Origin of the sequence: Sphingomonas endolithica (assembly GCF_025231525.1) — a bacterium.
In the GTDB taxonomy this organism is placed as follows: Bacteria; Pseudomonadota; Alphaproteobacteria; order Sphingomonadales; family Sphingomonadaceae; genus Sphingomonas; species Sphingomonas endolithica.
Genome location: NZ_CP103057.1, coordinates 657049 through 681121 on the forward strand (window position 1 = coordinate 657049; position 24073 = coordinate 681121).

Sequence of the window (24073 nt, forward strand, 5' to 3'; positions counted from 1 at the left end):
CGTGGAAATCCAAGCAGGATATGGCTAGGGCGCGCAGATGAGCGAAACCGAGCGCGATCCCGCACCCTACACCTATGCCCAGGCGGGCGTGTCCATCGCTGCCGGCAATGCCCTTGTCCGTGCGATCGGGCCGCTGGCCAAATCGACGCGTCGCAAGGGGGCCGATGCGGATCTCGGCGGCTTCGGGGGCATGTTCGACCTCAAGGCCGCGGGCTTCAGCGATCCGTTGCTGGTCGCCGCCAACGATGGCGTCGGCACCAAGCTGAAACTCGCGATCGAGCATGATGCGCATGACGGCGTGGGCATTGACCTGGTCGCGATGTGCGCCAACGACCTGATCGTGCAGGGTGCCGAACCGTTATTCTTCCTCGATTATTATGCCACGGCCAAGCTCGACCCGGTGGTTGCCGAACGCGTCATCGCCTCGATCGCGGAGGGTTGCCTGCAGGCGGGCTGCGCCTTGATCGGCGGCGAGACCGCCGAGATGCCGGGCATGTACGCGCCAGGCGACTACGATCTGGCAGGCTTTTGCGTCGGCGCCGTCGAACGAGACCAGGTGTTGACCGGCCGCGAAATCGCGCCGGGCGACGTCATCCTCGGGCTCGCCTCGTCCGGTGTTCACTCGAACGGTTTCTCGCTGGTCCGCCGGTTGGCCGCCGACAAGGGCTGGAAGCTCGATCGCCCGGCGCTGTTCGACCAGGATGTACGGCTGATCGATGCGCTGATGGCGCCGACGCGGATTTACGTGAAGAGCCTGCTGCCGCTGCTCGCCGAGCGCCGCATCAAGGGGCTGGCGCATATCACCGGCGGCGGGCTGCTGGAGAACGTTCCGCGCGTATTGCCCGAGGGGGTGCATGCACGGATCGATGCGGACCGCTGGGTGCAGCCGCGGCTGATGGCCTTCTTGCAGGCGCAAGGCGCGATCGAACCGGAAGAAATGGCGCGGACGTTCAACTGCGGGATCGGCATGGTGGTAGTGGTTGCCGCCGACCAGGCCGGCGCCGTTGTCGCCGGGCTCGAGGCTGCAGGAGAGACGGTGTTCGAGGTCGGCGTGATCGAGGCTGGCGACAAGGGCTGCACGGTCACCGGCTCGGTCGAGACCTGGGGCGCGCGCGCCGACTGGACGGCCACGCATCTTGGCTAACCTGCTCCCCGGCGGAGGCCGGGGCCCAGTCGGGAGACGATCTTTGGCAAGTGCTGTGCGTCGTGACTTCCACCTTCGCCACTGGGCCCCGGCCTTCGCCGGGGAACTCTGGGGGCGGAGCTGGTGACGCGCAAGGTAGGCGTTCTAATTTCGGGTCGCGGATCGAACATGATGGCGCTTGTCGAAGCCGCGAGCGGTTACGAGATCGCCATCGTCGCCTCCGACAAGCCGGCGGCCCCCGGGCTCGCCTGGGCCGCAGAACACGGCATCCCCACCTTCGCGCATTCCCCCAAGGGCATCGCCAAAGCCGAGTATGAGGCTAAGATCGACGCGGCATTGCGCGCGGCCGACGTCGAGATCATCGCGCTTGCCGGCTATATGCGCTTGCTGTCCGACGCGTTCGTCGCCGCCTGGCGTGGGCGGATCGTCAACATCCACCCTTCCTTGCTCCCCAAATATAAAGGGCTCGACACGCATGCCCGCGCCATCGCCGCTGGCGATGCGGAAGCCGGCTGTTCGGTCCATGTGGTAACCGAGGAGCTCGATGGCGGGCGCATCCTCGGCCAGGCGCGCGTGCCGATCCTTACCGGCGACACGCCCGATACGCTGGGCATCCGCGTCCTTGCTGCCGAGCATCGCCTTTACCCGAAAGTTCTGGCAGACTTCTGCGCATCATGAGCCCAGACCCCGAACCCATCCTCGCCAAAGTCCGCGCAGCCGCGCTGGCGCTGCCATCCACCTGCGAGAAAGTGTCGCATGGCGCACCCGGCTTCTTCATCGAGGACGGCATGGCCTTTGCCTATTTCTGGCACGATCATCATGGCGATGGCGAGACGGTCGCGATCGTCAATACGACCGGCCTGGACGAGCAGGCGATGCTCATCGAGGGCGACCCCGGCTTGTACTACGCACCGCCCTATCTCGGCTCCTCTGGCTGGGTCGCAATGCGGCTCGACGGCGAAGAACTGGATTGGCAGCGCGTGGAGGATCGCATCGCGATCAGCTGGGAATTGGCGGCGCCGCAACGATTGCTGGAGGCAGGCGGACGATGAGCGACCGGAGCCCCCCGCCCTCCTCCGACACCGTCACTGCGGCGGTCGATCGCGCGGAGGCTGCCGCCACGCGCCGCCGTTGGGTGACGTTGGCCGAACTGGTGGGCGTCGCTGGCCTCGTCATCGCCGCGCTCGGCCTGTGGATGAACTGGTCCGAGCGCCGCGCCGACGATGCCATCAAACAGGCCGAGCGGGTCAGCGAGGTGAAGGTCCGCACGTTGGTGAAGCTAAAGGCCAGCGGGAGCGGTAAGGCACTGACCTTGGCCGATGCCGGCCATGACGTGCAGAGCATCGACATTGCCTTCCCCAAGCCGCTGGCGATCGCGGCGCAGACCGATATCGAGCCCAAGATCGACGCCGGCTGGTTCGATGACGCGCTGCTGAAGATGACCGATGGCGGCCCCGACGATCGCACCGGCCGCCTGCCGGTAATCATCACGGCCCATTACTGGGATGCCGATGTGGCGCGGCAGGACAAGGCGATCTACGATATCACCTGGGAGACCAAGGGCCGGGTTCTGCAAGGCCGCGAGTTGAAGCTGACCGGCATCAAGCTGCGCGACCGTGCCGCTACGCCAGCGCGGCTGGAGGCGGTCTGGGCGCGCGAAAAGCCGAAGCCGATAAAGTAAGAGGCCAGCCGAGAGGCTATATTTCCAGCGCGTAGATCGGATCGTCGTGCACTTCGCTGCCGACCTGGAACTGCCGCGCGCCGATGATCCGGAAGCCGGATCGCTCGTAGAAAGCGCGGGCGCGGGCATTGTGCTCCCACACGCCGAGCAGGATCCGCTTGGCGCCCAGCCGTGCGGCATCCTCTACCGCGCGCGCCATCAACGCCGCACCGATGCCGGTGCCGTGCGCCTGGCGCAGCGTGTAGATCCGTCGGAGCTCGATATCATGTATATCGAGCGCGATCGGGAAGTGCGGCGCGGTCAGCACCGTATAGCCGATCGGCGCATGGTGCGGCTCGGTCTCCGCCAGCGTCACCACCGATGCCGGGTCGCCCAGCCATGCCGTGAAGACGGCCGCATTGTTATGCCTCAGGCAGTGAGCGACGAGGTCGTCGCCGTTCAATGCGGTCGAATAGGTGTCGAGAAAACACGCGTTGGCGACGAGCGACAGGCGGTCGGCATCCACTGCCCCCGCCCCCCGCACGCGCCATTGCATGTGGCCGCTATCAGCCGACAATTTCTTCGGGCTTGAAGAAATACGCGATCTCGATCTCGGCATTCTCGTCGCTGTCCGAACCGTGCACCGAGTTGGCTTCGATCGATTCCGCGAGTTCCTTGCGGATCGTGCCGGGCTCGGCATTTGCCGGGTTGGTCGCGCCCATGATGTCGCGGTTGCGCTGCATGGCGTTCTCGCCTTCCAGCACCTGGACGACGACCGGGCCGGAGATCATGAACTCGACCAGCTCACCGAAGAACGGGCGCTCCTTGTGCACCGCGTAGAAGCCCTCGGCCTGCTCGCGGGTCATCTGGATGCGCTTGGAGGCCACGACGCGCAGGCCGGCTTCCTCGAGCATCTTGGTGACGGCACCGGTGATGTTGCGACGCGTGGCGTCTGGCTTGATGATCGAAAACGTGCGGTTCGCGGCCATGACCGTGAAGCTCCTTGAAATGGGGATAGCGGAAAGTCGCGGTTCGATAGTCGGGCGGCCCTGTCGATGCAAGGCCGGGAGCGTCAGGCGGCCTGTTCCCAGCGGCCGTCACTCTGCTTCCAGTAGCGCCGCTCGACGCCAGTGCGGTCGGCCAGCCCCTTCCAGGCGATGCGCGCTTGGTCGATGCGATCGGCATCGAAGAAGTGGAAGGCGCGCTCGAAACCGAGCGCCGCATCACGCCACACCCCGTCGACCAACGCGATGTGGCGTGCGCCGTTGATCGGATCGGCCGCGTCGCTCAACAAGACGGGCTGCCCCGCCTCGTTGCCGCTACCGACCTGCCCGTGCGGCAGGAAGCTGTCGGGCGCATAGCTCCACAACAGCCGGTCGAGCGCCAAGCGCTGCGCGGCGCTTTCCGCGACGATCAACAGTCGCGCGCCGCTCGCCAGCACCTTTTCCGCAATCTGCGGCAGGGCACGGTCGAGCTGCGTGGTGGTCAGATGGTAGAAGTCGACCTGCATTCGGTTTCCGCTGAGATGACGAAGAGCGGCGGTCTCATCAGCCTTCGAAATTGTCCGCCACGAAGCGGTCGAGCAGCCGCACGCCATACCCCGTCGCGCCCTTGTCATAGTTCGGGCCGGCCTTGTCCGACCAGACCATGCCGGCAATGTCGAGATGCGCCCATTTGACGCCCGGATCGACGAAGCGCTGGATGAACTGCGCCGCAGTGATCGAACCTGCGCCGCGCGGGCCGACATTCTTCATGTCCGCGATCGGGGAATCGATCAGCTTGTTGTAGGTATCCGACAGCGGGAAGCGCCACAATTTGTCGCCGCTGGACAGGCCCGCCTGCAGCAATTGCTCGGCCAATGTTTCGTCATTGGCGAACAGTCCGCCATGCTCGTTGCCGAGTGCCACGATCATCGCGCCGGTCAGTGTCGCGAGATCGACGATCGTCTTTGGATGGTGCGTCTGCTGTACCCAGGTGACGCAATCGCACAGCACCAAGCGTCCCTCGGCGTCTGTATTGAGCACTTCGATCGTCTGCCCCGACATCGACGTCAGCACGTCGCTCGGGCGGATCGCATTACCATCGGGCATGTTCTCGACCAGGCCGCACACGCCGATGACGTTGGCCTTCGCCTTGCGCCCGGCGATCGCCTTCATCGCGCCGACGACGGCGCCCGCGCCGCCCATGTCCCACTTCATGTCCTCCATGCCGGCACCCGGCTTGATCGAGATGCCGCCGCTGTCGAACGTGACACCCTTGCCGACCAGCGCGAGGTCGGGGTCGCCCGCCCCCTTGCCGCTCCATTTCAGTGCCAGCACCTGCGCTTGGCGCCGCGAACCCTGGCTGACGCCGAGCAATGCGCCCATGCCGAGCGCCGCCATCGCGGCCTCGTCGAGCACGGTGACCTCTAGGCCCAGGCCCTCGGTCTCGGCGAGCACCTTGGCGACGAAGGTCTCGGGATAGATGACGTTTGGCGGGTCGGTCACCAGCGTGCGGGTCAGCGCCATGCCTTCGGTGAGGGCTTTCTGCTCGACCCAGGCGGCGTCGCTGCCCGCCGGTGCGCCGATCAGCGTGATCGTGGCCAGCGTCGGCTTGTGCTTTTCGGGCAGCTTGGTACGGTAGACGTCATGGCGCCAGGCGCGCTGCGCCGCGGCACCGGCAAAGCGTGCCGCTGCCTTGGGCGTCGGCGCCGCCGTGCCGAAATCGACCGCCACGGCGGTCTCACCGCTCGTCAGCAGCTTGGCGACCAATGCGCCGCCGGCACGTTCATAGTCCGTCTCGCTGCCGTTGCCGACGCCGAGCAGCAGCACGCGCCGCACGCTGTCGCCAGCGGGCACGAATGCCTCGACCACCGCGCCTGCCTCGCCGTCGAACCGGCTGCCGTGCGCCGCGCCGAGCACGACGCGCTTGGCGGCATCGTCCATCCCGGCGAAGCTCGTCCGCGCCAGCGCATCCTTGTCGATCGGCAAGGCAAGCGTCGCCGTCGGATCGGCGGGTGTGGTGGAGAAAGCGATCTGCATGGGTAACCTCGGAACAGCGGGAACAGTGAGTCGTGATCCTCTAGGCCAGTGCGAAAGCGCTGGCAAAGCACGCGCGCGATTGCCGCGCGGCGCAGGCGATGCGATAGGGCGGCGGTTCGCGCGTCATTCCGGCGCGTTTGGGGGTGTGTTTCCCGACGTGAAGCGTTTCCATCTCCTCTCGACGTGCGCGCTGCCGGCCGCGCTGCTGCTGGCCGGCACCGCTACCGCGCAGGATCTCCAGACTCCGGTCGTAGCCCCGCCCGCTGTGGACGATATCCCCGGCTCTGCGCAGGCGGGCGACGACGTTCAGTTCAGCGCCGGCGAGCTGCAATACGACATGAACGATGATGTCGTGACGGCAAATGGCGACGTCAGGATGACCCGTAGTGGCGATCGCCTGCGTGCCGACAAGGTCGTGTGGAATCGCAAGACGGGCAAAGTGCTTGCCACCGGCAACGTCGCGGTCACCAATCCTGGCGGGGACACCGCCTATGGCGACTCGATCGATCTCACCGATTCGTTGAAGGACGGCGTGGTCGACAACATGCTCGTCGTGCTCGAACGGGGCGGACGGCTGGCGGCGCGCAAGGGCACGCGCGGTCTCGACGAGACGGTGACGCTGCAGGACGCTGCCTACACGCCGTGCACGGTGACCAATTCGGCGGGCTGCCCGAAGGAGCCTTCGTGGAAGATCACCGCGGTGCGCGTAGTGTACCGCCCCGACCGCGGCCGCATCTATTACAACGGTGCTCGCATCAACGTGTTCGGCCTTCCCGGCATACCGCTACCGGCATTTTCGCACCCCGTCGGCGGCGGCGGCAACGTCAGCGGCCTGCTGTCACCCGATTTCCGTTACGACCGCGTCAACGGCTTCGAATATGCCCAGCCTTATTATTTCGGCCTGGGGCCCAATCGCGGCCTGACCGTCACACCGCGCGTGTTCACCGATGCGCTGCCGATGATCCAGGCCGATTACAGCGCGCTCTCCAGCAAGGGGGCCTACCGCCTGAACGGCTATGCCACCTACGGCAAGCGGCGCGACGATCTGTTGGGCAATGCGGCGGACGATGCCGAGACCGGCTTTCGCGGCTATCTCGACGGCGTCGCGCGCTTTCAGTTCGATCCGAACTGGAGCGTGAGCGGATCGCTGCGCGTGGTCAGCGATCGCACGTTCCTGCGCCGCTACGACATCTCCTATGACGATCGCCTGCGCTCGACCGCCAGCCTGGAGCGGATCGATGCCAACAGCTATTTCGGGATCACCGGCTGGGCGGTGCAGACGCTGCGGCTCAACGACAAGCAGGGCCTGCAGCCGATCGCGCTACCCGAGATCGATTATCGCCGCCGCCTCGACGAAGGCGTGCTCGGTGGGAAGGTGGAGCTGCAGCTCAATACCCTCGCGCTCACGCGAACCGAGGGGCAGGATACGCAACGCGCCTTTGCTAGCGCACGGTGGGATCTGCGCAAGCTGACCAATTGGGGCCAGGAAGTGACGTTCACTGCCTATGCCCGCGGCGACGTCTATCACGCCAACGATACGCTCGCGACGTCGATCGGCAGCTATAGCGGCACCGAAGGCGTCCATGCCCGCGCCGTGGGGGCGCTCGCGGTGGATGTCAGATGGCCGATGATCGGCGAGTTCATGGGCGGCACGCAGCGTGTCACCCCGCGCTTTCAGGTCGTCGCGGCGCCGCCGACGCGCAACATCTCGATCCCCAACGAGGATGCACGTTCGGTCGATCTCGAGGATTCGAACCTGTTCGCGCTCAATCGCTTCCCGGGATATGACCGGGTCGAGGACGCCACCCGTTTCACGTACGGGCTGGATTATGCGCTCGATCTTCCCGGCTTCTCGATCGCCTCCAATATCGGCCAGAGCTACCGCCTGGGCTCGCGCCCGGCGATCTTCCCGGACGGCACGGGCCTAACCGACCGCTTCTCCGACTTCGTCGGCCGCACGCAGATCCGCTACAAGGATTTCGTCTCGCTCACCTACCGCTACCGGCTCGACAAGGACGGCTTCCAGGTACGGCGAAACGAGATCGATGCGACGATCGGATCGCGCAGCACCTATCTGCTGGTCGGCTATCTGCGCCTCAACCGCGACATCGACGAACTGGAAGATCTGCAGGATCGCGAGGAAGCGCGCATCGGTGGGCGGGTGCAGGTCGCGAAATTCTGGTCGGTGTTCGGCTCGGCGGTGGTCGATCTGACCGATCGTAACGAGGATGTCCTCTCCGTGGCCGACGGCTTCGATCCGGTCCGGCACCGGCTCGGCGTCTCCTATGAGGACGATTGCCTCCGCCTCGGGCTGACGTGGAAGCACGACTATCAAGACAATGGCGACGCGCGCAGCGGCAACAGCTTCCTGTTGACACTGGCGTTCAAGAATCTGGGCCGCTAAGCTTGAGTTCACCTGCCTTGCTCTACTCGGGCAGCCGTCGGGGTGTGGACGGCGCGATATGGGAATTTGTGAAAACGTGATGATTTCGATGACGAAGGCCCGGATCGGCCGCATGGCGGCGTTGCTGGCAGGGGTGGCGATCGTGACCGGTAGCGGCGTTGCGCAGACCGTATCCGACGATAGCGTGCCGGGCGTTGGCCTGAACATCCCCGACAACATGCAGCTGTACGGCAAGTTCGACCCGAACGTCCGCAAGCCGACCGCGATCGTCAACGACACCGTCATTACCGGCACCGATGTCGACCAGCGCGTGGCGCTGATCGTCGCGGCCAACCAGCTGAAGCTGACCGACGACGATCGCATGAAGCTGCGCACGCAGATCCTGAACCAGCTGATCGACGAATCGCTGCAGATCCAGGAGGCCAAGGCCAACGACATCACGATCACGCAGCCCGAGCTTACCCAAAGCTTCTCGGGTGTGGCGAAGAATTTCAAGAAGTCGCCCGACGAGATGCGCGTGTATCTGCGCTCGGTCGGGTCGTCGGAACGCTCGCTCAAGCGCCAGATCGAGGGCGAGCTTGCCTGGCAGCGCTTCCTGCGCCGTCGCGTCGAGCCGAACGTCAACGTCGGCGAGGAAGAGGTCAAGGCGATCCTCGACCGGCTGCAGGCATCGCGCGGCACCGAGGAATATCACGTCAACGAGATCTATCTCTCGGCGACCCCCGAGCGCGCGGCGCAGGTTGCCGGGACGCTTCGCCAAATGATCGAGAAGATCCAGAAGGGCGAGGCACCGTTCGGCTATTTCGCCCGCAGCTTCTCCGAGGCATCGACCCGCGCGGTCGGCGGCGATCTGGGTTGGGTACGCAGCTCGCAGCTGCCCGATGCGCTGGGCAAGGTGGCGGACACGATGCAGGTCGGCCAGATTGCCGGACCAATCGAGGTGCCGGGTGGCTTCTCCGTTCTGTACCTGGTCGACAAGCGCCAGGTGCTGACCGCCGACCCGCGCGATGCGCGACTGTCGCTGAAGCAGCTGACCGTGCGTTTCCCGGCCGGCACGACACAGGCGACGGCATCGAGCCGCGTCGCGGCCTTTGCCACTGCCACCAAGGCGATCCAGGGCTGCGGCGACGTCGCCAAGGTGGCCGCGCAGATCGATGCCGAAGTGGTGGACAGCGATGCCGTGTCGATCCGCGACCTGCCGCCGGCGCTGCAGGAAATCATGATCAAGATGCAGGTCGGCCAGTCCACGCCGCCGTTCGGCACGGCCGAGGACGGCGTGCGTGCATTGGTGATGTGTGGGCGCGACGAGCCGGCGAACGGCAATTTGCCACGTGCCGAAGCATTGCAGGGCCAGATCGAACAGCAGCGCGTCAATCTGCGGGCGCAGCAGCTGCTGCGCGATCTCCGCCGCGATGCGATCGTGGAATATCGGTGAGGATCGGCTGAGATGACCGCGCCGCTGGCAGTGTCGATGGGCGACCCGGCCGGGATCGGGCCGGAGATCATCGCCAAGGCCTGGGCTGCGCGGGGCGAGCATCGGTTGCTGCCGTTCTTCGCCGTCGGCGATCCCCGCGCGATCACCGCCTGCTGGTCTGGGCCGATCGCCATGATCAGCGATCCGGGTGACGCGGTCGCAGCCTTCGATCAGGGCCTGCCCGTGCTGCGGGTCGAGGATGGTGGAGAAATCCAGCCGGGGACGCCCGACGTGGATGGCGCCCGCTGCGCGCTCCACTCGCTCGAGCTCGCCGCCGGACTGACACGATCCGATGCCGCCAGTGGCCTGGTGACCGGGCCGGTATCGAAGTCACAGCTATACGAGATCGGCTTCAATTACCCCGGGCAGACCGAGTTCATCGCCGAGCGCTGCGGCATTTCGGGCGAGAATGCGGTGATGATGCTCGCCGGCCCTTCCCTGCGCGTCGTGCCGGTCACCACGCATGTCGCGCTGGCCGCGGTCTCCGAGCTGCTGTCGATCGAACTGATCGTCGCCAAGGCGCGGGTCACCGCCCGCGGGCTGCAACGCAGCTTCGGTATCGAACAGCCGCGCCTGGCCTTTGCTGGGCTGAACCCGCATGCCGGCGAAGGGGGTGCGATCGGGCGCGAGGAGATCGATCTGATCGCGCCGGCGATCGCGCAGCTGCGCGAGGAAGGCATCGACGCCACCGGGCCGTTTGCCGCCGACACGATGTTCCATGCCCGCGCCCGCGCGACCTATGATGCGGCGATCTGCTGCTATCACGATCAGGCGCTCATCCCGATCAAGACGCTGCATTTCGACGAAGGCGTCAACATCACGCTCGGGCTGCCGATCGTGCGCACCTCGCCCGACCATGGCACCGCGTTTGGGATTGCCGGCAAGGATGCCGCGGAACCCGGTGCGATGATCGCGGCGATCCGCATGGCCGGCGAGGCGATCGCGCACCGCGCCGCCCAGCGCTGATCGTGACCGCCGACCTGCCCCCGTTGCGCGAGGTGATCGCGCGCCATGGCCTGACCGCCAGCAAGGCGCTGGGCCAGAATTTCCTGCTCGACAGCCAGTTGCTGGAGCGGATCGCGCGCATCCCCGGCGACCTGAATGGCGCGACCGTGTTCGAGGTCGGCCCAGGCCCCGGCGGCCTGACCCGCGCCTTGCTCCAGGCCGGTGCCCAGGTCATCGCAGTCGAGCGCGACCGCCGCTGCATCCCCGCACTTGCCGAACTAAGCGAGGCTTTCCCCGGCAAGCTGCGGGTGATCGAGGAGGACGCGCTGGAGCTCGATATCGCAGCGTTGTTCGCCGACATGGCAGGCAAGCCGCACATCGTCTCCAACCTGCCTTATAATATCGGCACCGCGCTGCTGGTGCGCTGGCTGTCGGCGGACTGGCTGCCATGGTGGGCGAGCCTGACGCTGATGTTCCAGAAGGAGGTCGCCGATCGCATCGTCGCCGCAATCAAAGACGATGCGTATGGCCGCCTTGCCGTGCTGGCGCAGTGGCGATCGACCGCCCGGCTGGCGATGCCGGTGCACCGCTCGGCCTTCACCCCGCCGCCCAAGGTCATGTCGGCGGTGGTGCATATCCTGCCCCAGGCGGCACCGAACGGGGTGGATTTAGCCACGCTGGAACGCCTCACCGGCGCGGCGTTCGGGCAGCGCCGCAAGATGCTGCGGCAGAGCGTCAAGGGCCTGCCCGGCGCGCTGGCTGCACTGGAGCAGGTCGGCATCGACGCCACCCGCCGGGCCGAGACGCTGAGTGTCGCGGATTTCGTCGCGGTCGCTCGCGCCATGCGCGGCTGAGCGCACGCATCAGGGATACATGGCCGGCGGCGCCGCGTTGATCGATCTCGGCCCACCGGCCTCCTGCGATCGTCCACGACCGAAAGCCGCGCACCGCCATGACCCAGCGACCCTTTGCACTCGCACTCGTGCTCGGCGGCGGTAACGCGCTGGGCAGCTATCATGCCGGCGTCTACCAGGCGCTCCACGAACATGATTATCTGCCGGATTGGGTGGTTGGCACGTCGGCCGGCGCGATCAACGGTGCGCTCATCGCCGGCAATGCGCCGGAGCAGCGGCTCCAGCGGCTGACAGATTTTTGGCAGCCGACCAACTCCACCGGCGATCTGGCATGGTGGCCGTCAAGCAACGAGACGCTGCGCCGGACCAGCTCGGTGATGGCGACGATGGCGACCGGTCGTCCGGGCATCTTCGGCGCGGTCGGGCCGCTCGGATCCTGGTGGGACCCCGATCCGCTGGCGGCCGCGCCCAGCCTGTTCGATTCCAAGCCGCTTGGGGCGACGCTGCGCCGGATGGTGGATTTCGACCGGCTGAACGGCGGCACACCGCGCTTCACCGCGGGCGCGGTCGATCTCGAAAGCGGCGACGACGTGTTGTTCGACAGCGTGCAGCAGCCGATCACCGCGGATCATATCCGGGCCAGCGCCGCCTTGCTGCCCACCTTTCCGCCGGTCGAGATCGACGGCCGGATCTTCGTCGATGGCGGGTTGTCGGCCAACCTGCCGCTCGATCCGGTGCTCGGTACAGCCTCGCCCAAGCCGACCCTATGCGTCGCGGTCGATCTGCTGCCGCTCGCCGCCGGGCGGCCGCAGACACTGGGCGAGGCGATGGGGCGCGCACAGGACATCATCTTCGCCGCGCAGAGCCGTCGGACGATCGAGCGCTGGCGCATTGCCTATCAGGCACATACGGCGCTGGCCGCGTCGTCGATGACGCTGGTGCGGCTGGCCTATGCCGATCAGTCGCGCGAGGTTGCGGGCAAGGGCATGGACTTCTCCCCGGAATCGGTGCGGCACCGCTGGCAGGCGGGCTACCGAGATGCGCAGGCCATGCTGGCGCGCGTGGCGAGCGGTGAGATCGCGACGGGATCGCCAGGGCTGACGGTTTTTGGCGGGTAAGGACGGCCGGGCGCGGCTAACTCGCTAATGTTCCCCGGCGAAGGCCGGGGCCTAGGCGGACAGGTGGTCGTAACGAAGCGCAGCGTAAATCACGTCTGTGCCGCGACTAGGCCCCTGCCTACGCCGGGGAGCAAGCATGCCTCGCCACCTCAATCCCGCGCAGGCGGCACCTTGTCGGGAACCTTGGTCTGTGCCGCGGCCGTCTGCACCGGCGGCCCCTTGGCAATCACGGCGGCGAGCGTTCCCGCTTCCGGGCAGGCCGCCTTGCCGCACAAGGTCCGGATCTTGATGAGGTTGGCCTTGGCCTGCATCACGGCGCCCTTCGCAACGAGCGCCTCGCCCTGCCCCTTCAGCGCGACGCGATCATTGGGTTCGAGCAGCAGTGCCTCACGGTACAGGCGGATCGCCTTGCCCGGCAGGCCACGTGCCTGCGCGACGTCGCCCAGCGTGTTGAAGGCGGCGCGGTTACGCGGATCGACCGCCAGGGCGGTCTCCAGCAGATCGGTCGCGCCATCGAGATTTCCCGCCGCCTGTGCCGCGCGGCCCTGTGCCAGCAGCGCCAGCGATCGCGGGTTGATCTGATCGTCGGGGCGCTGGCCGTGCAGCGAGGTCGACACCGTGACCAGCGTCAGCGCGACGGCAGCGGCGACGGACGAATAACGCATGATGCTCTCCAGCCCAGATATACCGAGTTTACCCACAGTCGTTCGGGCTAGCATGGTCGCCGGAGGCGCGCGACAAAAAAGCCGTCGGTGGCATCGTGCGCCGGCGTCAGGCGGATGCCGGCACCGTGCGGGCGACCGGCCGGCAGCGTCAGGTCGTCTGCGGTCCACCCCGGATGATCGGCCATGAAGCGCGCCGCCTGCCCTGCCCCTTCCTCGTCGAGCAGAGAGCAAACGATATAGACCAACACGCCGCCGGGCTTGACCAGCGCGGCCCCGATTTCCAGCACATTGGCTTGGGTCGCCGCGAGGCGGTCGATCCGCTCCGGCGTCAACCGCCAGCGCGCCTCGGGATTGCGCCGCCACGTACCGGTGCCCGAACAGGGCGCGTCGATCAGCACGCAATCCGCGCCGTCATGCCAATCCGCCAGCATCTCGCTTTCGCGGCCGGGATTGAGCAGCCGCGTCTCGACGATGCTGGCGCCGGCACGTGCAGCACGCGGCGTGAGCCGCGACAGCCGCGCGCGATCGGTGTCGGTGGCGAGCAACGCGCCGTCATTCTCCATCGCCGCGGCCAGCGTCAGCGTCTTGCCGCCAGCGCCCGCGCACAGATCGACTATGCGCTGGCCGGCCTGCGCCATGGCCGCAAGCGCGACGATCTGGCTGCCGGCGTCCTGCACCTCGATCGCGCCATCCTTGAACGCGTCGAGCGCCTCGATATTGGTGCCCGATGGCAGTCGCAGCGCATCGGGCAGGCCCGCGATAGGCTCGGCTGCATCGATCGGTGCCGGCGCGGCTTGCAGGCGGTTGATGCGGATGTCGAGCGGGGCACGGTCGATCAGCGCAGGCAGCTCGTCCTCGCCGATGCCCGAGGCGAGTAGCTTGGCGATAATCCAGGCGGGCGCGACGCCGGGCGCCGCAGCGTTCTCACCCTTGCCGATCGCGGGCGGCGCATGCGTGCCGCCGTCGAACAAGGCCGCAATCTCCGGGTCGGCCTCGGCCATCGCCAGCATCGCGGCGCGGCCGCTTTTGGGGCGCTCGCCCAGCCGGCGGATCGCGGCATAGACCAGCTCGCGCACCGCGCGCCGATCCTTGCTGCCGGCGTATCGACGCTGCGCGAAGTATTTGGCGATGATCGTGTCGGCGGCAGCGCCTTGATCACGCGCGGCGATGACGATCGCGTCGAGCAGGTCGATCGCAGCCTGGATGCGGGCGGAGGGGGTCATGCTTGATCTTTCTGCTCCCCTCCCTGGAAGGGAGGGGTTGGGGGTGGGTAGGCCTGGGGCACCAGCAACGTTCCACCAAGGGCCGACCCACCCCCGGCCCCTCCCTTCCAGGGAGGGGAGAAAAACGGACTACCGCGTCGGATAGTTCGGCGCCTCGCGCGTGATCGTCACGTCGTGCACGTGGCTCTCCATCAATCCAGCACCCGTAATCTGCACGAAGCGCGCGCGTTTCTGAAGATCGGGAATCGTCGCCGAGCCGGTATAGCCCATTGCCGCCTTCACGCCGCCGACCAGCTGATGGATCACGTCGCGAGCGGGGCCCTTGAAGGCGACCTGCCCTTCGATCCCCTCGGGAACCAGTTTCAGCTGGTCCTTGATGTCGCCCTGGAAGTAACGGTCCGCCGAGCCCCGGCCCATCGCCCCGACCGACCCCATGCCACGATAGGATTTATAGGCGCGGCCCTGGTACAGGAAGGTTTCGCCCGGTGCTTCCTCGGTGCCGGCGAGCAAGGATCCGATCATGCAGGCCGATGCCCCTGCCGCCAGCGCCTTGGCGAGATCGCCCGAAGTGCGCAGGCCGCCATCGGCGATCACCGGCACGCCCGCCTTGAGCCCGACTTCGGCGCAATCCATCACCGCGGTTAGCTGCGGCACGCCAACGCCGGCGACCACGCGCGTGGTGCAGATCGAACCCGGGCCGATCCCGACCTTGACCCCGTCCGCGCCGGAATCGATCAACGCGCGCGTCGCTTCCGCCGTGGCGACGTTGCCGGCGATCACCTGGACCGAATTGCTCAGCCGCTTCACGCGCTCCACCGCACGCGCGACATCGCTGTTGTGGCCGTGCGCGGTATCGATCACCACCAGGTCTAGCCCGGCGTCGATCAATGCCTCGGTGCGCTCGAAGCCCTTGTCGCCGACCGTGGTGGCGGCGGCAACCCGCAGGCGGCCGCTCTCGTCCTTCGTGGCGTTGGGATAGGTGACGGCCTTCTCGATATCCTTGACGGTGATCAGGCCGACGCAGCGATAGGCCTCGTCGACCACCAATAGCTTTTCGATGCGCCGCTGGTGCAGCAGCCGGCGCGCTTCTTCCTTGCCGACATCGGCGGAGACGGTGGCGAGGTTCTCGTGCGTCATCAGCTCGGCCACGCGCTGGCGCGGGTTCTCGGCGAAGCGCACGTCGCGGTTGGTCAGGATGCCGACCAGTTTGCCGTCGCGCTCCACGACCGGAATGCCGCTGATCCGGTTGCTGCTCATCAGCGCCTGCGCCTCGGCCAGTGTCGCATCGGGCGCGATCGTGATCGGGTTGACCACCATACCGCTTTCGAAGCGCTTCACCTGGCGCACCGCGGCGACCTGTTCGTCGATTTCCATGTTCCGATGGAGCACGCCGATGCCGCCCAATTGCGCCATGACGATCGCCATGTCAGCCTCGGTCACCGTATCCATGGCCGAGGACAGGATCGGAATGGTCAGCGAGATCGACTTGGTCACCTGACTGGCGGTGTCCGCCTGGCTGGGCACGATATCGGACGCATTCGGGTACAGCAGGACATCGTCGAAAGTGAGGCCGAGGCGAATATCCATGGGATGCCGGTTCCTGCAGGCGCTGGTGCGCGGGGAGAAGAGTGGCGTGCCATGTAATCAACACCATCGATTCGCGCTAGGCGCGATCGGCAGGCACCATCTCCGAGCAATTCAACCTGGCATGTTGCCCTGCCGTGAGTCCCACTTCCGCTTGCTATTTTCGGATGTTCTGCCTATGTTCCCATTATGCACAAGCATCGCTCTGTTTGCCTGGAGGTCGGCCATATAGTCCGGAATGGAAGGCGGCAAAGTTGAGAGAATCAGCGCGATTCAGCGAAACTTCATCAACTTTCACATCGTTGGTCGGTAGCCATTTCGCTATCGCCCGCCGACGGTTCTGCTAGATTGCTAGGCTCTATTCGGGAGAGGGCGAGATCATGGCATTGACTGCAGGCGCGCTACTGATGGCGCTGGTGCTGCTCTACCTGTTCACCAGCATCAAGATCGTCCGTCAGGGCTATCAATATACGATCGAGCATTTCGGCCGCTTCACCTCAACCGCGCGGCCGGGCTTCAATTTCTATCCTGCGTTCTTTTACCGTGTCGGTCGCAAGATCAACATGATGGAGCAGGTGATCGACATTCCGGGGCAGGAGATCATCACCAAGGACAATGCGATGGTCGCGGTCGACGGCGTGGTGTTCTTCCAGGTGCTGGATGCCGCCAAGGCGGCATACGAAGTGTCCGAGCTGTACGTCGCGATCCTGCAGTTGACGACGACCAACCTGCGCACCGTGATGGGCTCGATGGACCTCGACGAGACCTTGTCGAAGCGTGACGAGATCAATGCCCGGCTACTGGTGGTGGTCGATCACGCCACTGCCGCCTGGGGCGTCAAGATCACCCGCGTCGAGGTGAAGGACATCCGCCCGCCTGCCGATATCGTCAACGCCATGGGCCGCCAGATGAAGGCCGAACGCGAGAAGCGCGCCAATATCCTGGAGGCGGAAGGCAGTCGTGCGTCGGAGATCCTGCGCGCCGAGGGCCAGAAGCAGTCCAAGATCCTCGAAGCGGAAGGCAGGCGTGAGGCCGCGTACCGCGACGCCGAAGCGCGCGAACGCTCGGCCGAGGCGGAGGCCAAGGCGACGCAGCTCGTCTCGATCGCGATCGAGCAGGGCAGCGCGCAATCTCTCAACTATTTCATCGCCCAGAAATATGTCGAAGCGGTCGGCAAGTTCGCCACCTCCCCCAATGCCAAGACGATCCTGTTCCCGGTCGAGGCGACGCAGTTGATCGGTACGCTCGGCGGCATCGGCGAGCTCGCCAAACAGGCGCTGTCCGACGCCCCGGCCGCACCCAGGGTGCCTGCGCCCCCTGCCCCGCCGGCAAGACCGAAAGGTCCGTTCGAGCCGAGCGCCGAATGACCATCGACGGCATGAGCGCAGGCAGCTTGTGGTTGATCGCGGCGCTGGTGCTGGGTGTCGCCGAACTGGTCGTGCCCGGTGTGTTCCTGGTCTTCCTGGCCATCGCCGCTGCGGTCACCGGCGTTGCTACGCTGGCGCTGCCCGACCTACCCGCGGCGGCACAGCTCGCTTCCTTTGCGATTTGGAGCGGGGTGACGGTGGTGGTGGGCCGCCGCTGGTACCGTGACTATCCCGTCGCCACGTCCGATCCGCTGCTCAACGACCGTGCGGCCCGCCTCGTGGGCGAGATCGTAACCGTCGATCAGTCGATCAGCGGTGGCAATGGCCGCGTCCGGGTCGCTGACGGCGTGTGGCCGGCCCGCGGGCCGGACGCGCCCGTCGGTGCGACGATGCGCGTGGTCGAGGTCCAAAGCGGCATCTTGATCGTCGAACCGATGGCCGTGTCATAGCCGTCCCGGCCAAGATCGGGAACGGTTGAGAGATCGAAGACGGGCGAGGCCGCCTTATGCCGCTACCGATGTCCTCGGCGCCGCTTGCCGCACGCCCTCATCGACATGTTCGGCAAACTGGGCAAAGTTTCCGACGAACAAGTCGACCAGCTTGGCGGCCGTCGCATCGTAGCTCTCCTTGTCGGCCCACGTCTGGCGCGGATCGAGGATCGCGCTGTCCACACCCGGCACGCTCACCGGCACCTGGAAGCCGAAGTTCGGATCGGTGCGGAATTCGGCATCGTTGAGCGACCCGTCGAGCGCAGCGTTGAGCAGCGCGCGGGTCGCCTTGATCGGCATGCGCTGGCCGGTGCCGTATTTGCCGCCGGTCCAGCCGGTATTGACCAGCCAGCAATCCACTCCGCCCTTGGCGATGCGGCTCTTGAGTAGATTGCCATAGACCGAGGGATGGCGCGGCATGAACGGCGCGCCGAAGCAGGTGGAGAAGGTCGCATCCGGCTCGGTCACGCCGATCTCGGTGCCCGCGACGCGCGCGGTGTAGCCGGAGAGGAAGTGGTACATGGCCTGATCGGGCGTCAGCTTGGCGATCGGCGGCAGCACGCCGTATGCGTCTGCTGTCAGCATCACGATGTTGCGCGGCACCGGCCCCATATTGTCGGCGCTTGCATTGGGAATGAAGTCGATCGGATAAGCGCCACGGCTGTTCTCGGCCAGGCTGTTATCCTCCAGGTCGAGTGCCCGTGTGACCGGGTCCATCACCACGTTCTCCAGCACGGTGCCAAAGCGCTTTGTGGTGGCAAAGATTTCGGGCTCTGCGTCGGCCGACAGGCGGATCATCTTGGCGTAGCAACCGCCCTCGAAATTGAACACCGCCGTGTCCGACCAGCCATGTTCGTCATCGCCGATCAGCGTGCGGCTGGCATCGGCGCTGAGCGTCGTCTTGCCGGTACCCGACAGGCCGAAGAACACCGCCGTATCGCCCTTCGGACCGATATTGGCCGAGCAATGCATCGGCATCACGCCGTTGGCCGGCAGCAGATAGTTGAGCAGCCCGAACACGCTTTTCTTCATCTCGCCGGCATAGCGCGTGCCGCCGATCAGGATCAGCTTCTCGGTAAAGTTAACCGCAATGACGGCCTCGCTGCGGCAGCCATGCTTGGCCGGGTTGGCTCGGAAGCTCGGTAGGTCGATGATCGTATAGTCTGCTTCGAACCCGCGCATTTCGGACTCGCGCGGCCGCACCAGCATGGTGCGGATGAACAAATTGTGCCAGGCGAGTTCGGTCACGACCCGGACGCGGACGCGGTTTTCCGGCTGCGAGCCGCCGAACAGGTCCTGGATGTACAGGTCTTCCTTGTCCTTCAGCGCCGCCATGAAATCGGCTTTCAAGGCGGCGAACTCGTGCGGGCTCATGCCCTTGTTACTCTTGCCCCACCATACGACCGCTTCCGTCTCGGCATCGCGCACGATGAACTTGTCCTGCGCCGAGCGTCCGGTATGGGCGCCGGTTTCCACGACAAGCGGGCCATCGGCGGACAATTTGCCCTCGCCTTTGGCCACTGCGGTCTCGATCAAGCGAGCGGTGACGAGGTTCCAGTGCAGGTTTGCACGCGTTTCGATGCCCTGCGCTTCAAGGCCGGAGTCCGGAATGCGATCGCTCACGTCTGTCACTCTCCTAGAAGGCCAAGGAACCCATTCTGGTGTTCTGCTCGGCTCATTATCGTTGTGTGACCGCGCTTATCCACGCTGCGCCTCAATTGTCCAGACGGGACAATTGCTGTGCCGCCTCGGTTGAGCCGCATGCAGCTTTGCACTACCGATCACCTAAGCAATGTGCGCGCCGATGCGAGGAAGGGCTGACCGCCGATGACGGCAACAATCGCGCTCGTCGATGACGATCGGAACATCCTGACCTCGGTTTCGATCGCCTTGCAGGCCGAGGGCTTCCTCACGCGGGTATATTCCGACGGCGAAACGGCGCTGAAAGCATTGGCCGACAATCCGCCAGATCTGTGCGTGTTCGACATCAAGATGCCGCGCATGGATGGGCTCGAGCTGCTCCGCCGGTTGCGAGAAAAGCAGCTGACGCCCGTGATCTTCCTGACGTCCAAGGATGACGAGATGGACGAGGCGCTGGGCCTCGCCATGGGCGCGGACGATTATATCGCAAAGCCGTTCAGCCAGCGCTTGTTGATCGCCCGCATCCGCGCGATCCTGCGCCGTACTGAATTATCGCAAGGCGATCAGGCAGGTGCCCCGCTGGCGGCGGCCGGGGAGCTGGCGCGCGGCCGGCTGGTGATGGATACCGCGCGACACCGGGTGACATGGGCAGGCCTGGCAGTGACCTTGACGGTCACCGAGTTCCTGATCCTTGAGACGCTTGCGCAGCGGCCGGGGATCGTGAAGACGCGCAACCAGTTGATGGATGCGGCCTACCAGGACGACATCTATGTCGACGATCGCACGATCGACAGCCACATCAAGCGGGTGCGACGGAAATTCCGTCAGGTCGATCCGCAGTTTGATGCGATCGAGACGCTGTACGGCGCGGGATATCGGTTCTCGGAAGAATGATCGACCGACGCGACGATGACGAGCTCAGCCTACGATGGTCCGGGCGCGTATCGCTCACGCCACGCATCCTGGCCGTCAACATCTTCGCGCTGGCCTTGCTGGCCGGCGGTTTCTTCTATCTCGATTCCTACCGCAGCCGCATTCTCGACAGCCGTATCGTCCAGTCGACCAGCGAAGCTCGGCTGATTGCCGAGGCATTGCTCTCGGTCGCTCCGGAACGGAGCGATGCGCTCATGCTGCGACTGGCAAGAGATACAGGCGCTCGCTTGCGGTTGTTCGACCCCGAAGGTCGGTTGACGGCTGACACGCGAACGCTCGGGTTGCGCAACGTCGTGTTGCAGGATCCCGACAAGCAGGATTGGGGACAGCGATCGGCGCGCTTCCTGGACGCGGTGATCGATACCGTGGTGGGTGCCGCTCGTGCGCCGCTGTACCGAGAGCGTGGCGATGGGCAGGACTGGCCGGACGTTCGTGCCGCTCGCCCGGGAGGACCGGCCCATGCCACGGTTTGGCGCGCGCCTGACCGGACACCGGTGATCACGGCCGCAGCCGCGGTGCCGGGTCATGGCGTGGTGATGATGACTAGCAACGCGACGGACATCACGCAAACGGTCCGCGTCGAGCGATTCCGCTTGAGCGTCGTGCTGTTGATCGTGGCTTTGGTTTCGATCCTGCTCTCGCTATTCCTCGCTCGGACGATCGTTCGGCCCTTGCGGCGGTTGGCGCGAGCGGCGGTGCGGGTGCGCTTAGGACGTGCACGCGAGGTGGTCGTGCCGCGCCTACCATCGCGTCGGGACGAAGTGGGCATGCTGGCGCGCGCCTTGTCCGACATGAGCCTTGCGCTGCGCGCTAGGATCGACGCGACCGAGGCCTTTGCCGCAGATGTCACACACGAGATGAAGAACCCCCTCGCCTCGATGCGCTCGGCGATCGACAGCCTGTCGATGGTACGGGACGCGGACTTGCAGGAACGCCTGCTCGCCATCGTGCGCGATGACGTGCATCGGCTCGACCGCCTGATCACGGACATTTCGGAGGCTTCGCGGTTGGACGCGCAGCTCAGCCGCGCAAGGTTCGAGCCGGTCGATGTTGCCGCTGTGATTGTCGGGCTGGTCGCACAGCGCGAGCAACGCGGGCTCGAACGCGGCGTGCGATTGCGCTTCGACAAGCCATGGGCCACGCCGTTGCGTGTCATGGGTGATGGCGCGCGGCTGGAACGCGTGTTCGAGAATCTGGTGGAGAATGCAATCTCCTTTTCCCCTGATCTTGGGCTCATCAAGATCACCGCAGAAGCTGATGAGCTGGATGTGACGGTGTATGTGGACGACGAAGGACCAGGCGTGCCTGAGGAAGCGCGCGAGCAAGTGTTCAGCCGCTTTCACTCGCTGCGCCCCGAGGGCGAAGCGTTCGGGAAGCATTCCGGTCTTGGCCTTGCCATCGCCCGCACCATTGTCGAGGGACATCAGGGTGGCATTGCCGTCACGGGGCGGGAGGATGGGTTGAGCGGTGCGCGCTTTGCAGTGACCTTACCCTTGGCAAGTCAGCGATGAACAGGACCGAAGGGCCTAGTGAGACGCTGCATGTCTCCACCGTCGCGATCGATGGTCATGCCGTGTTGCTCGAGGGGCCGTCCGGCTCGGGCAAATCCGACCTCGCCTTGCGCCTGATCGATCGTGGCGCGGTGTTGGTCAGCGACGATTACACGATCCTCACCGCGCACGGCACGGCGCTAATCGCGCATGCGCCGTCTACCATATCGGGCAAGATCGAGGTGCGCGGGTTGGGGATCATGCCGATGCCGTATGTCGACGCGGTCCCGGTCGCCTTGCTGGTGCGGTTGGAAGATGTCGTCGAACGACTACCGACCGACGAAATGCGCGTCATTGCCGGCATTGTGATCCCGGAAATCGCCTTGATCCCCGGCGAACCATCGGCGCCGATCAAGGTCGAGCTTGCACTAAATCGGGAGCTTGGATGATGGTAGGGCGCAAGGATATCCTGCTCGTCACCGGCATGTCCGGTGCAGGCAAATCTACCGTGTTGCGGACGCTGGAAGATCTCGGCTGGGAGGTGGTCGACAATCTGCCGCTGCTCCTGCTGGACCGTTTGCTGGCCACGCCGCTGCCCGAAAGCGCCGAGGGCAATCAGCAGCCGCTCGCGATCGGCATCGGCGCACGGACGCGCGATTTCGATCCCGAGCGCATCGTCAACCGCATCCAGATGTTGCGTGAAGACCATGGCCACGATGTCGGCACTTTGTTCCTGGATTGCGCCGGCGTGGAGCTGGAACGGCGATATTCCGAGACGCGGCGGCGGCACCCGCTGGCGCCCGATCGTCCGGCAAGCGACGGAATCGCGCGGGAACGGGAATTGCTGACGCCGCTGCGGCGGTGGGCCAACCGGCTGATCGATACGACCAACCTCACCGCCTACGAGCTTGCCCAGCAGGTGCGTGCGACGTTCGCCGGCGATCACCGTGGCGAGCCGACCTTGTCGATCATGTCGTTCGGTTTTTCGCGAGGGCTGCCACGGAATGCCGATCTGGTGTTCGACATGCGTTTCCTGCGCAATCCGCATTGGGTGGCGGCTCTGCGACCCGGAACTGGGCTGGACGAGGATGTCGCTGCTTATGTTGCGGGCGATCCGGCCTATGAACCGGCACTGGCGCAGATCGAATCGCTGCTGTTGCTGTTGCTCCCGCGCTACAGGGCGGAGGGAAAGTCGTACATCAACGTCGCATTTGGGTGTACCGGGGGGAGACATCGATCGGTGCACGTCGTGGAGCGGGTCGCGGCACGGTTGCGCGGCGCAGCATTTTCGCCCACGGTCACCCATCGCGATTTGACGGCGGCACCTCAGGACAGCCTGGAAGGTGCGGCGCTGGGCACGCCTGGTAGTGGAACGAAGTTGGAATGATCGGCCTGGTTCTGGTGACGCATGGGCGCCTTGCGGAGGAGTTCGTGACCGCGATGGAGCACGTCGTCGGCAAACAAGACGCCATTGCGACGATCGCGATCGGGCCCGATGACGACATGGAAGCGCGACGTGCCGACATCGCCAACGCCGTCGCCGACGTGGACGATGGCAGTGGCGTGATCCTGCTTACCGATTTGTTCGGTGGGACGCCGTCGAACCTCGCAATCTCATTGATGGAGAAGGGTCGTTTCGAGGTGATCGCCGGGATCAACCTGCCGATGCTCATCCGGCTCGGCTCGGCTCGGTCCAAGATGAAGGTCGTCGATGCCGTCGCCGCGGCGCGGGAGGCGGGACGCAAGTACATCACCGTCGCGTCCGAAGTTCTGGGCGAGGCCGCCGCCTGATGGCCGTGCAGCGTACCGTGCTCATTACCAACAAGCGTGGGCTGCATGCCCGTGCCAGCGCCAAGTTCGTGACCCTCGCCTCCAGCCAGCCGATCGACGTGAGCGTCGAAAAGGAGGGCGCCGGATCGGTGACCGGTACCTCGATCATGGGGCTGATGATGCTGGGTGCGGCGATGGGCGATTCCATCATCATCTCGGCCGACGGCGAAGGCGACGAGGCCGCCGTGCAGGCGCTGTGCGCGTTGGTCGAGGCCAAGTTCGGGGAGGATTGA

General features: G+C 65.7%; 25 protein-coding genes. 17 read left to right on the forward strand and 8 right to left on the reverse strand.

The genetic code is table 11. From position 1 onward, the window contains the following. The first annotated feature begins 37 nt into the window (after positions 1 to 37). The 4 genes from purM to NV382_RS03215 all read left to right on the forward strand — a co-directional run bounded on the left by purM (position 38) and on the right by NV382_RS03215 (position 2825). Positions 38 to 1144: a phosphoribosylformylglycinamidine cyclo-ligase gene (gene purM, locus NV382_RS03200; protein ID WP_260599101.1), complete on the forward strand. Its 1107-nt coding sequence runs from the start codon at positions 38 to 40 to the stop codon at positions 1142 to 1144. A 168-nt stretch (positions 1145 to 1312) separates the two neighbouring features. Further along, positions 1313 to 1822 (forward strand): phosphoribosylglycinamide formyltransferase, encoded by a 510-nt coding sequence (gene purN, locus NV382_RS03205; protein WP_260600290.1) that lies wholly within the window; start codon positions 1313 to 1315, stop codon positions 1820 to 1822. Then, positions 1819 to 2196: an MmcQ/YjbR family DNA-binding protein gene (locus NV382_RS03210; protein WP_260599102.1), complete on the forward strand. Its 378-nt coding sequence runs from the start codon at positions 1819 to 1821 to the stop codon at positions 2194 to 2196. The genes purN and NV382_RS03210 overlap by 4 nt, the downstream gene beginning before the upstream one ends. After that, on the forward strand, positions 2193 to 2825 hold the full coding sequence (locus tag NV382_RS03215) for a phage holin family protein (protein ID WP_260599103.1): 633 nt from the start codon (positions 2193 to 2195) through the stop codon (positions 2823 to 2825). The genes NV382_RS03210 and NV382_RS03215 overlap by 4 nt, the downstream gene beginning before the upstream one ends. Before the next feature lie 16 nt (positions 2826 to 2841). Here the strand turns inward: NV382_RS03215 and NV382_RS03220 are convergent, their stop codons facing one another. The 4 genes from NV382_RS03220 to NV382_RS03235 all read right to left on the reverse strand — a co-directional run bounded on the left by NV382_RS03220 (position 2842) and on the right by NV382_RS03235 (position 5824). After that, on the reverse strand, positions 2842 to 3360 hold the full coding sequence (locus NV382_RS03220) for a GNAT family N-acetyltransferase (protein WP_260599104.1): 519 nt from the start codon (positions 3358 to 3360) through the stop codon (positions 2842 to 2844). Positions 3361 to 3370: 10 nt separating this feature from the next. Further along, complete coding sequence (gene ndk, locus NV382_RS03225; protein WP_260599105.1) at positions 3371 to 3793, reverse strand: nucleoside-diphosphate kinase; 423 nt, start codon at positions 3791 to 3793, stop codon at positions 3371 to 3373. Positions 3794 to 3876: 83 nt separating this feature from the next. Continuing rightward, positions 3877 to 4314: a DNA polymerase III subunit chi gene (locus tag NV382_RS03230; protein ID WP_260599106.1), complete on the reverse strand. Its 438-nt coding sequence runs from the start codon at positions 4312 to 4314 to the stop codon at positions 3877 to 3879. 37 nt (positions 4315 to 4351) lie between these two features. Then, positions 4352 to 5824 (reverse strand): leucyl aminopeptidase, encoded by a 1473-nt coding sequence (locus NV382_RS03235; protein WP_260599107.1) that lies wholly within the window; start codon positions 5822 to 5824, stop codon positions 4352 to 4354. A gap of 157 nt (positions 5825 to 5981) precedes the next feature. Between NV382_RS03235 and NV382_RS03240 the strand changes: the two genes are divergently transcribed. From NV382_RS03240 to NV382_RS03260, 5 genes are all read left to right on the forward strand, one after another. Next, complete coding sequence (locus NV382_RS03240) at positions 5982 to 8228, forward strand: LPS-assembly protein LptD (protein ID WP_260600291.1); 2247 nt, start codon at positions 5982 to 5984, stop codon at positions 8226 to 8228. Positions 8229 to 8307: 79 nt separating this feature from the next. Next, on the forward strand, positions 8308 to 9663 hold the full coding sequence (locus tag NV382_RS03245) for a peptidylprolyl isomerase (protein WP_260599108.1): 1356 nt from the start codon (positions 8308 to 8310) through the stop codon (positions 9661 to 9663). Positions 9664 to 9675: 12 nt separating this feature from the next. Beyond that, a complete protein-coding gene (pdxA, locus tag NV382_RS03250; protein ID WP_260599109.1) occupies positions 9676 to 10668 on the forward strand; it encodes a 4-hydroxythreonine-4-phosphate dehydrogenase PdxA in 993 nt (330 codons plus the stop codon). Next, positions 10668 to 11501, forward strand: a complete 834-nt coding sequence (gene rsmA / locus NV382_RS03255; RefSeq protein WP_260600292.1) for a 16S rRNA (adenine(1518)-N(6)/adenine(1519)-N(6))-dimethyltransferase RsmA — start codon at positions 10668 to 10670, stop codon at positions 11499 to 11501. Before pdxA ends, rsmA begins: the two co-directional genes overlap by 1 nt. Positions 11502 to 11599: 98 nt before the next feature. Further along, on the forward strand, positions 11600 to 12619 hold the full coding sequence (locus tag NV382_RS03260) for a patatin-like phospholipase family protein (RefSeq protein ID WP_260599110.1): 1020 nt from the start codon (positions 11600 to 11602) through the stop codon (positions 12617 to 12619). Positions 12620 to 12768: 149 nt separating this feature from the next. Here the strand turns inward: NV382_RS03260 and NV382_RS03265 are convergent, their stop codons facing one another. From NV382_RS03265 to guaB, 3 genes are all read right to left on the reverse strand, one after another. Then, the gene (locus tag NV382_RS03265) at positions 12769 to 13284 is read right to left on the reverse strand and encodes a tetratricopeptide repeat protein (protein WP_260599111.1); all 516 of its coding nucleotides are present in this window, start codon (positions 13282 to 13284) and stop codon (positions 12769 to 12771) included. A 47-nt stretch (positions 13285 to 13331) separates the two neighbouring features. Next, the gene (locus tag NV382_RS03270) at positions 13332 to 14507 is read right to left on the reverse strand and encodes an RsmB/NOP family class I SAM-dependent RNA methyltransferase (protein WP_260599112.1); all 1176 of its coding nucleotides are present in this window, start codon (positions 14505 to 14507) and stop codon (positions 13332 to 13334) included. A 129-nt stretch (positions 14508 to 14636) separates the two neighbouring features. Continuing rightward, positions 14637 to 16094 carry an IMP dehydrogenase gene (guaB, locus tag NV382_RS03275; RefSeq protein WP_260599113.1) on the reverse strand — a complete coding sequence of 486 codons (1458 nt, stop codon included), beginning with the start codon at positions 16092 to 16094 and terminating at the stop codon, positions 14637 to 14639. A gap of 377 nt (positions 16095 to 16471) precedes the next feature. Between guaB and NV382_RS03280 the strand changes: the two genes are divergently transcribed. Both NV382_RS03280 and NV382_RS03285 read left to right on the forward strand, forming a co-directional pair. After that, positions 16472 to 17458 (forward strand): SPFH domain-containing protein, encoded by a 987-nt coding sequence (locus NV382_RS03280; RefSeq protein ID WP_260599114.1) that lies wholly within the window; start codon positions 16472 to 16474, stop codon positions 17456 to 17458. Further along, positions 17455 to 17907, forward strand: a complete 453-nt coding sequence (locus NV382_RS03285; RefSeq protein ID WP_260599115.1) for an NfeD family protein — start codon at positions 17455 to 17457, stop codon at positions 17905 to 17907. Before NV382_RS03280 ends, NV382_RS03285 begins: the two co-directional genes overlap by 4 nt. 54 nt (positions 17908 to 17961) lie before the next feature. Here NV382_RS03285 and NV382_RS03290 read toward each other — a convergent pair whose 3' ends face one another. Continuing rightward, positions 17962 to 19569 (reverse strand): phosphoenolpyruvate carboxykinase, encoded by a 1608-nt coding sequence (locus NV382_RS03290; protein ID WP_260599116.1) that lies wholly within the window; start codon positions 19567 to 19569, stop codon positions 17962 to 17964. A 204-nt stretch (positions 19570 to 19773) separates the two neighbouring features. Here NV382_RS03290 and NV382_RS03295 point away from each other — a divergent pair, with 204 nt between their 5' ends. Genes NV382_RS03295 through NV382_RS03320 form a run of 6 tightly spaced genes read left to right on the forward strand, consistent with a single transcriptional unit; the run spans position 19774 to position 24073 of the window. Further along, a complete protein-coding gene (locus NV382_RS03295; RefSeq protein ID WP_260599117.1) occupies positions 19774 to 20481 on the forward strand; it encodes a response regulator transcription factor in 708 nt (235 codons plus the stop codon). Next, complete coding sequence (locus tag NV382_RS03300; RefSeq protein ID WP_260599118.1) at positions 20478 to 22031, forward strand: sensor histidine kinase; 1554 nt, start codon at positions 20478 to 20480, stop codon at positions 22029 to 22031. The genes NV382_RS03295 and NV382_RS03300 overlap by 4 nt, the downstream gene beginning before the upstream one ends. Then, the gene (locus NV382_RS03305) at positions 22028 to 22459 is read left to right on the forward strand and encodes an HPr kinase/phosphorylase (RefSeq protein ID WP_260599119.1); all 432 of its coding nucleotides are present in this window, start codon (positions 22028 to 22030) and stop codon (positions 22457 to 22459) included. Before NV382_RS03300 ends, NV382_RS03305 begins: the two co-directional genes overlap by 4 nt. Then, positions 22459 to 23397: an RNase adapter RapZ gene (gene rapZ / locus NV382_RS03310; RefSeq protein WP_260599120.1), complete on the forward strand. Its 939-nt coding sequence runs from the start codon at positions 22459 to 22461 to the stop codon at positions 23395 to 23397. Before NV382_RS03305 ends, rapZ begins: the two co-directional genes overlap by 1 nt. After that, positions 23394 to 23801: a PTS sugar transporter subunit IIA gene (locus tag NV382_RS03315; RefSeq protein ID WP_260599121.1), complete on the forward strand. Its 408-nt coding sequence runs from the start codon at positions 23394 to 23396 to the stop codon at positions 23799 to 23801. Before rapZ ends, NV382_RS03315 begins: the two co-directional genes overlap by 4 nt. Further along, a complete protein-coding gene (locus tag NV382_RS03320) occupies positions 23801 to 24073 on the forward strand; it encodes an HPr family phosphocarrier protein (RefSeq protein WP_260599122.1) in 273 nt (90 codons plus the stop codon). Before NV382_RS03315 ends, NV382_RS03320 begins: the two co-directional genes overlap by 1 nt.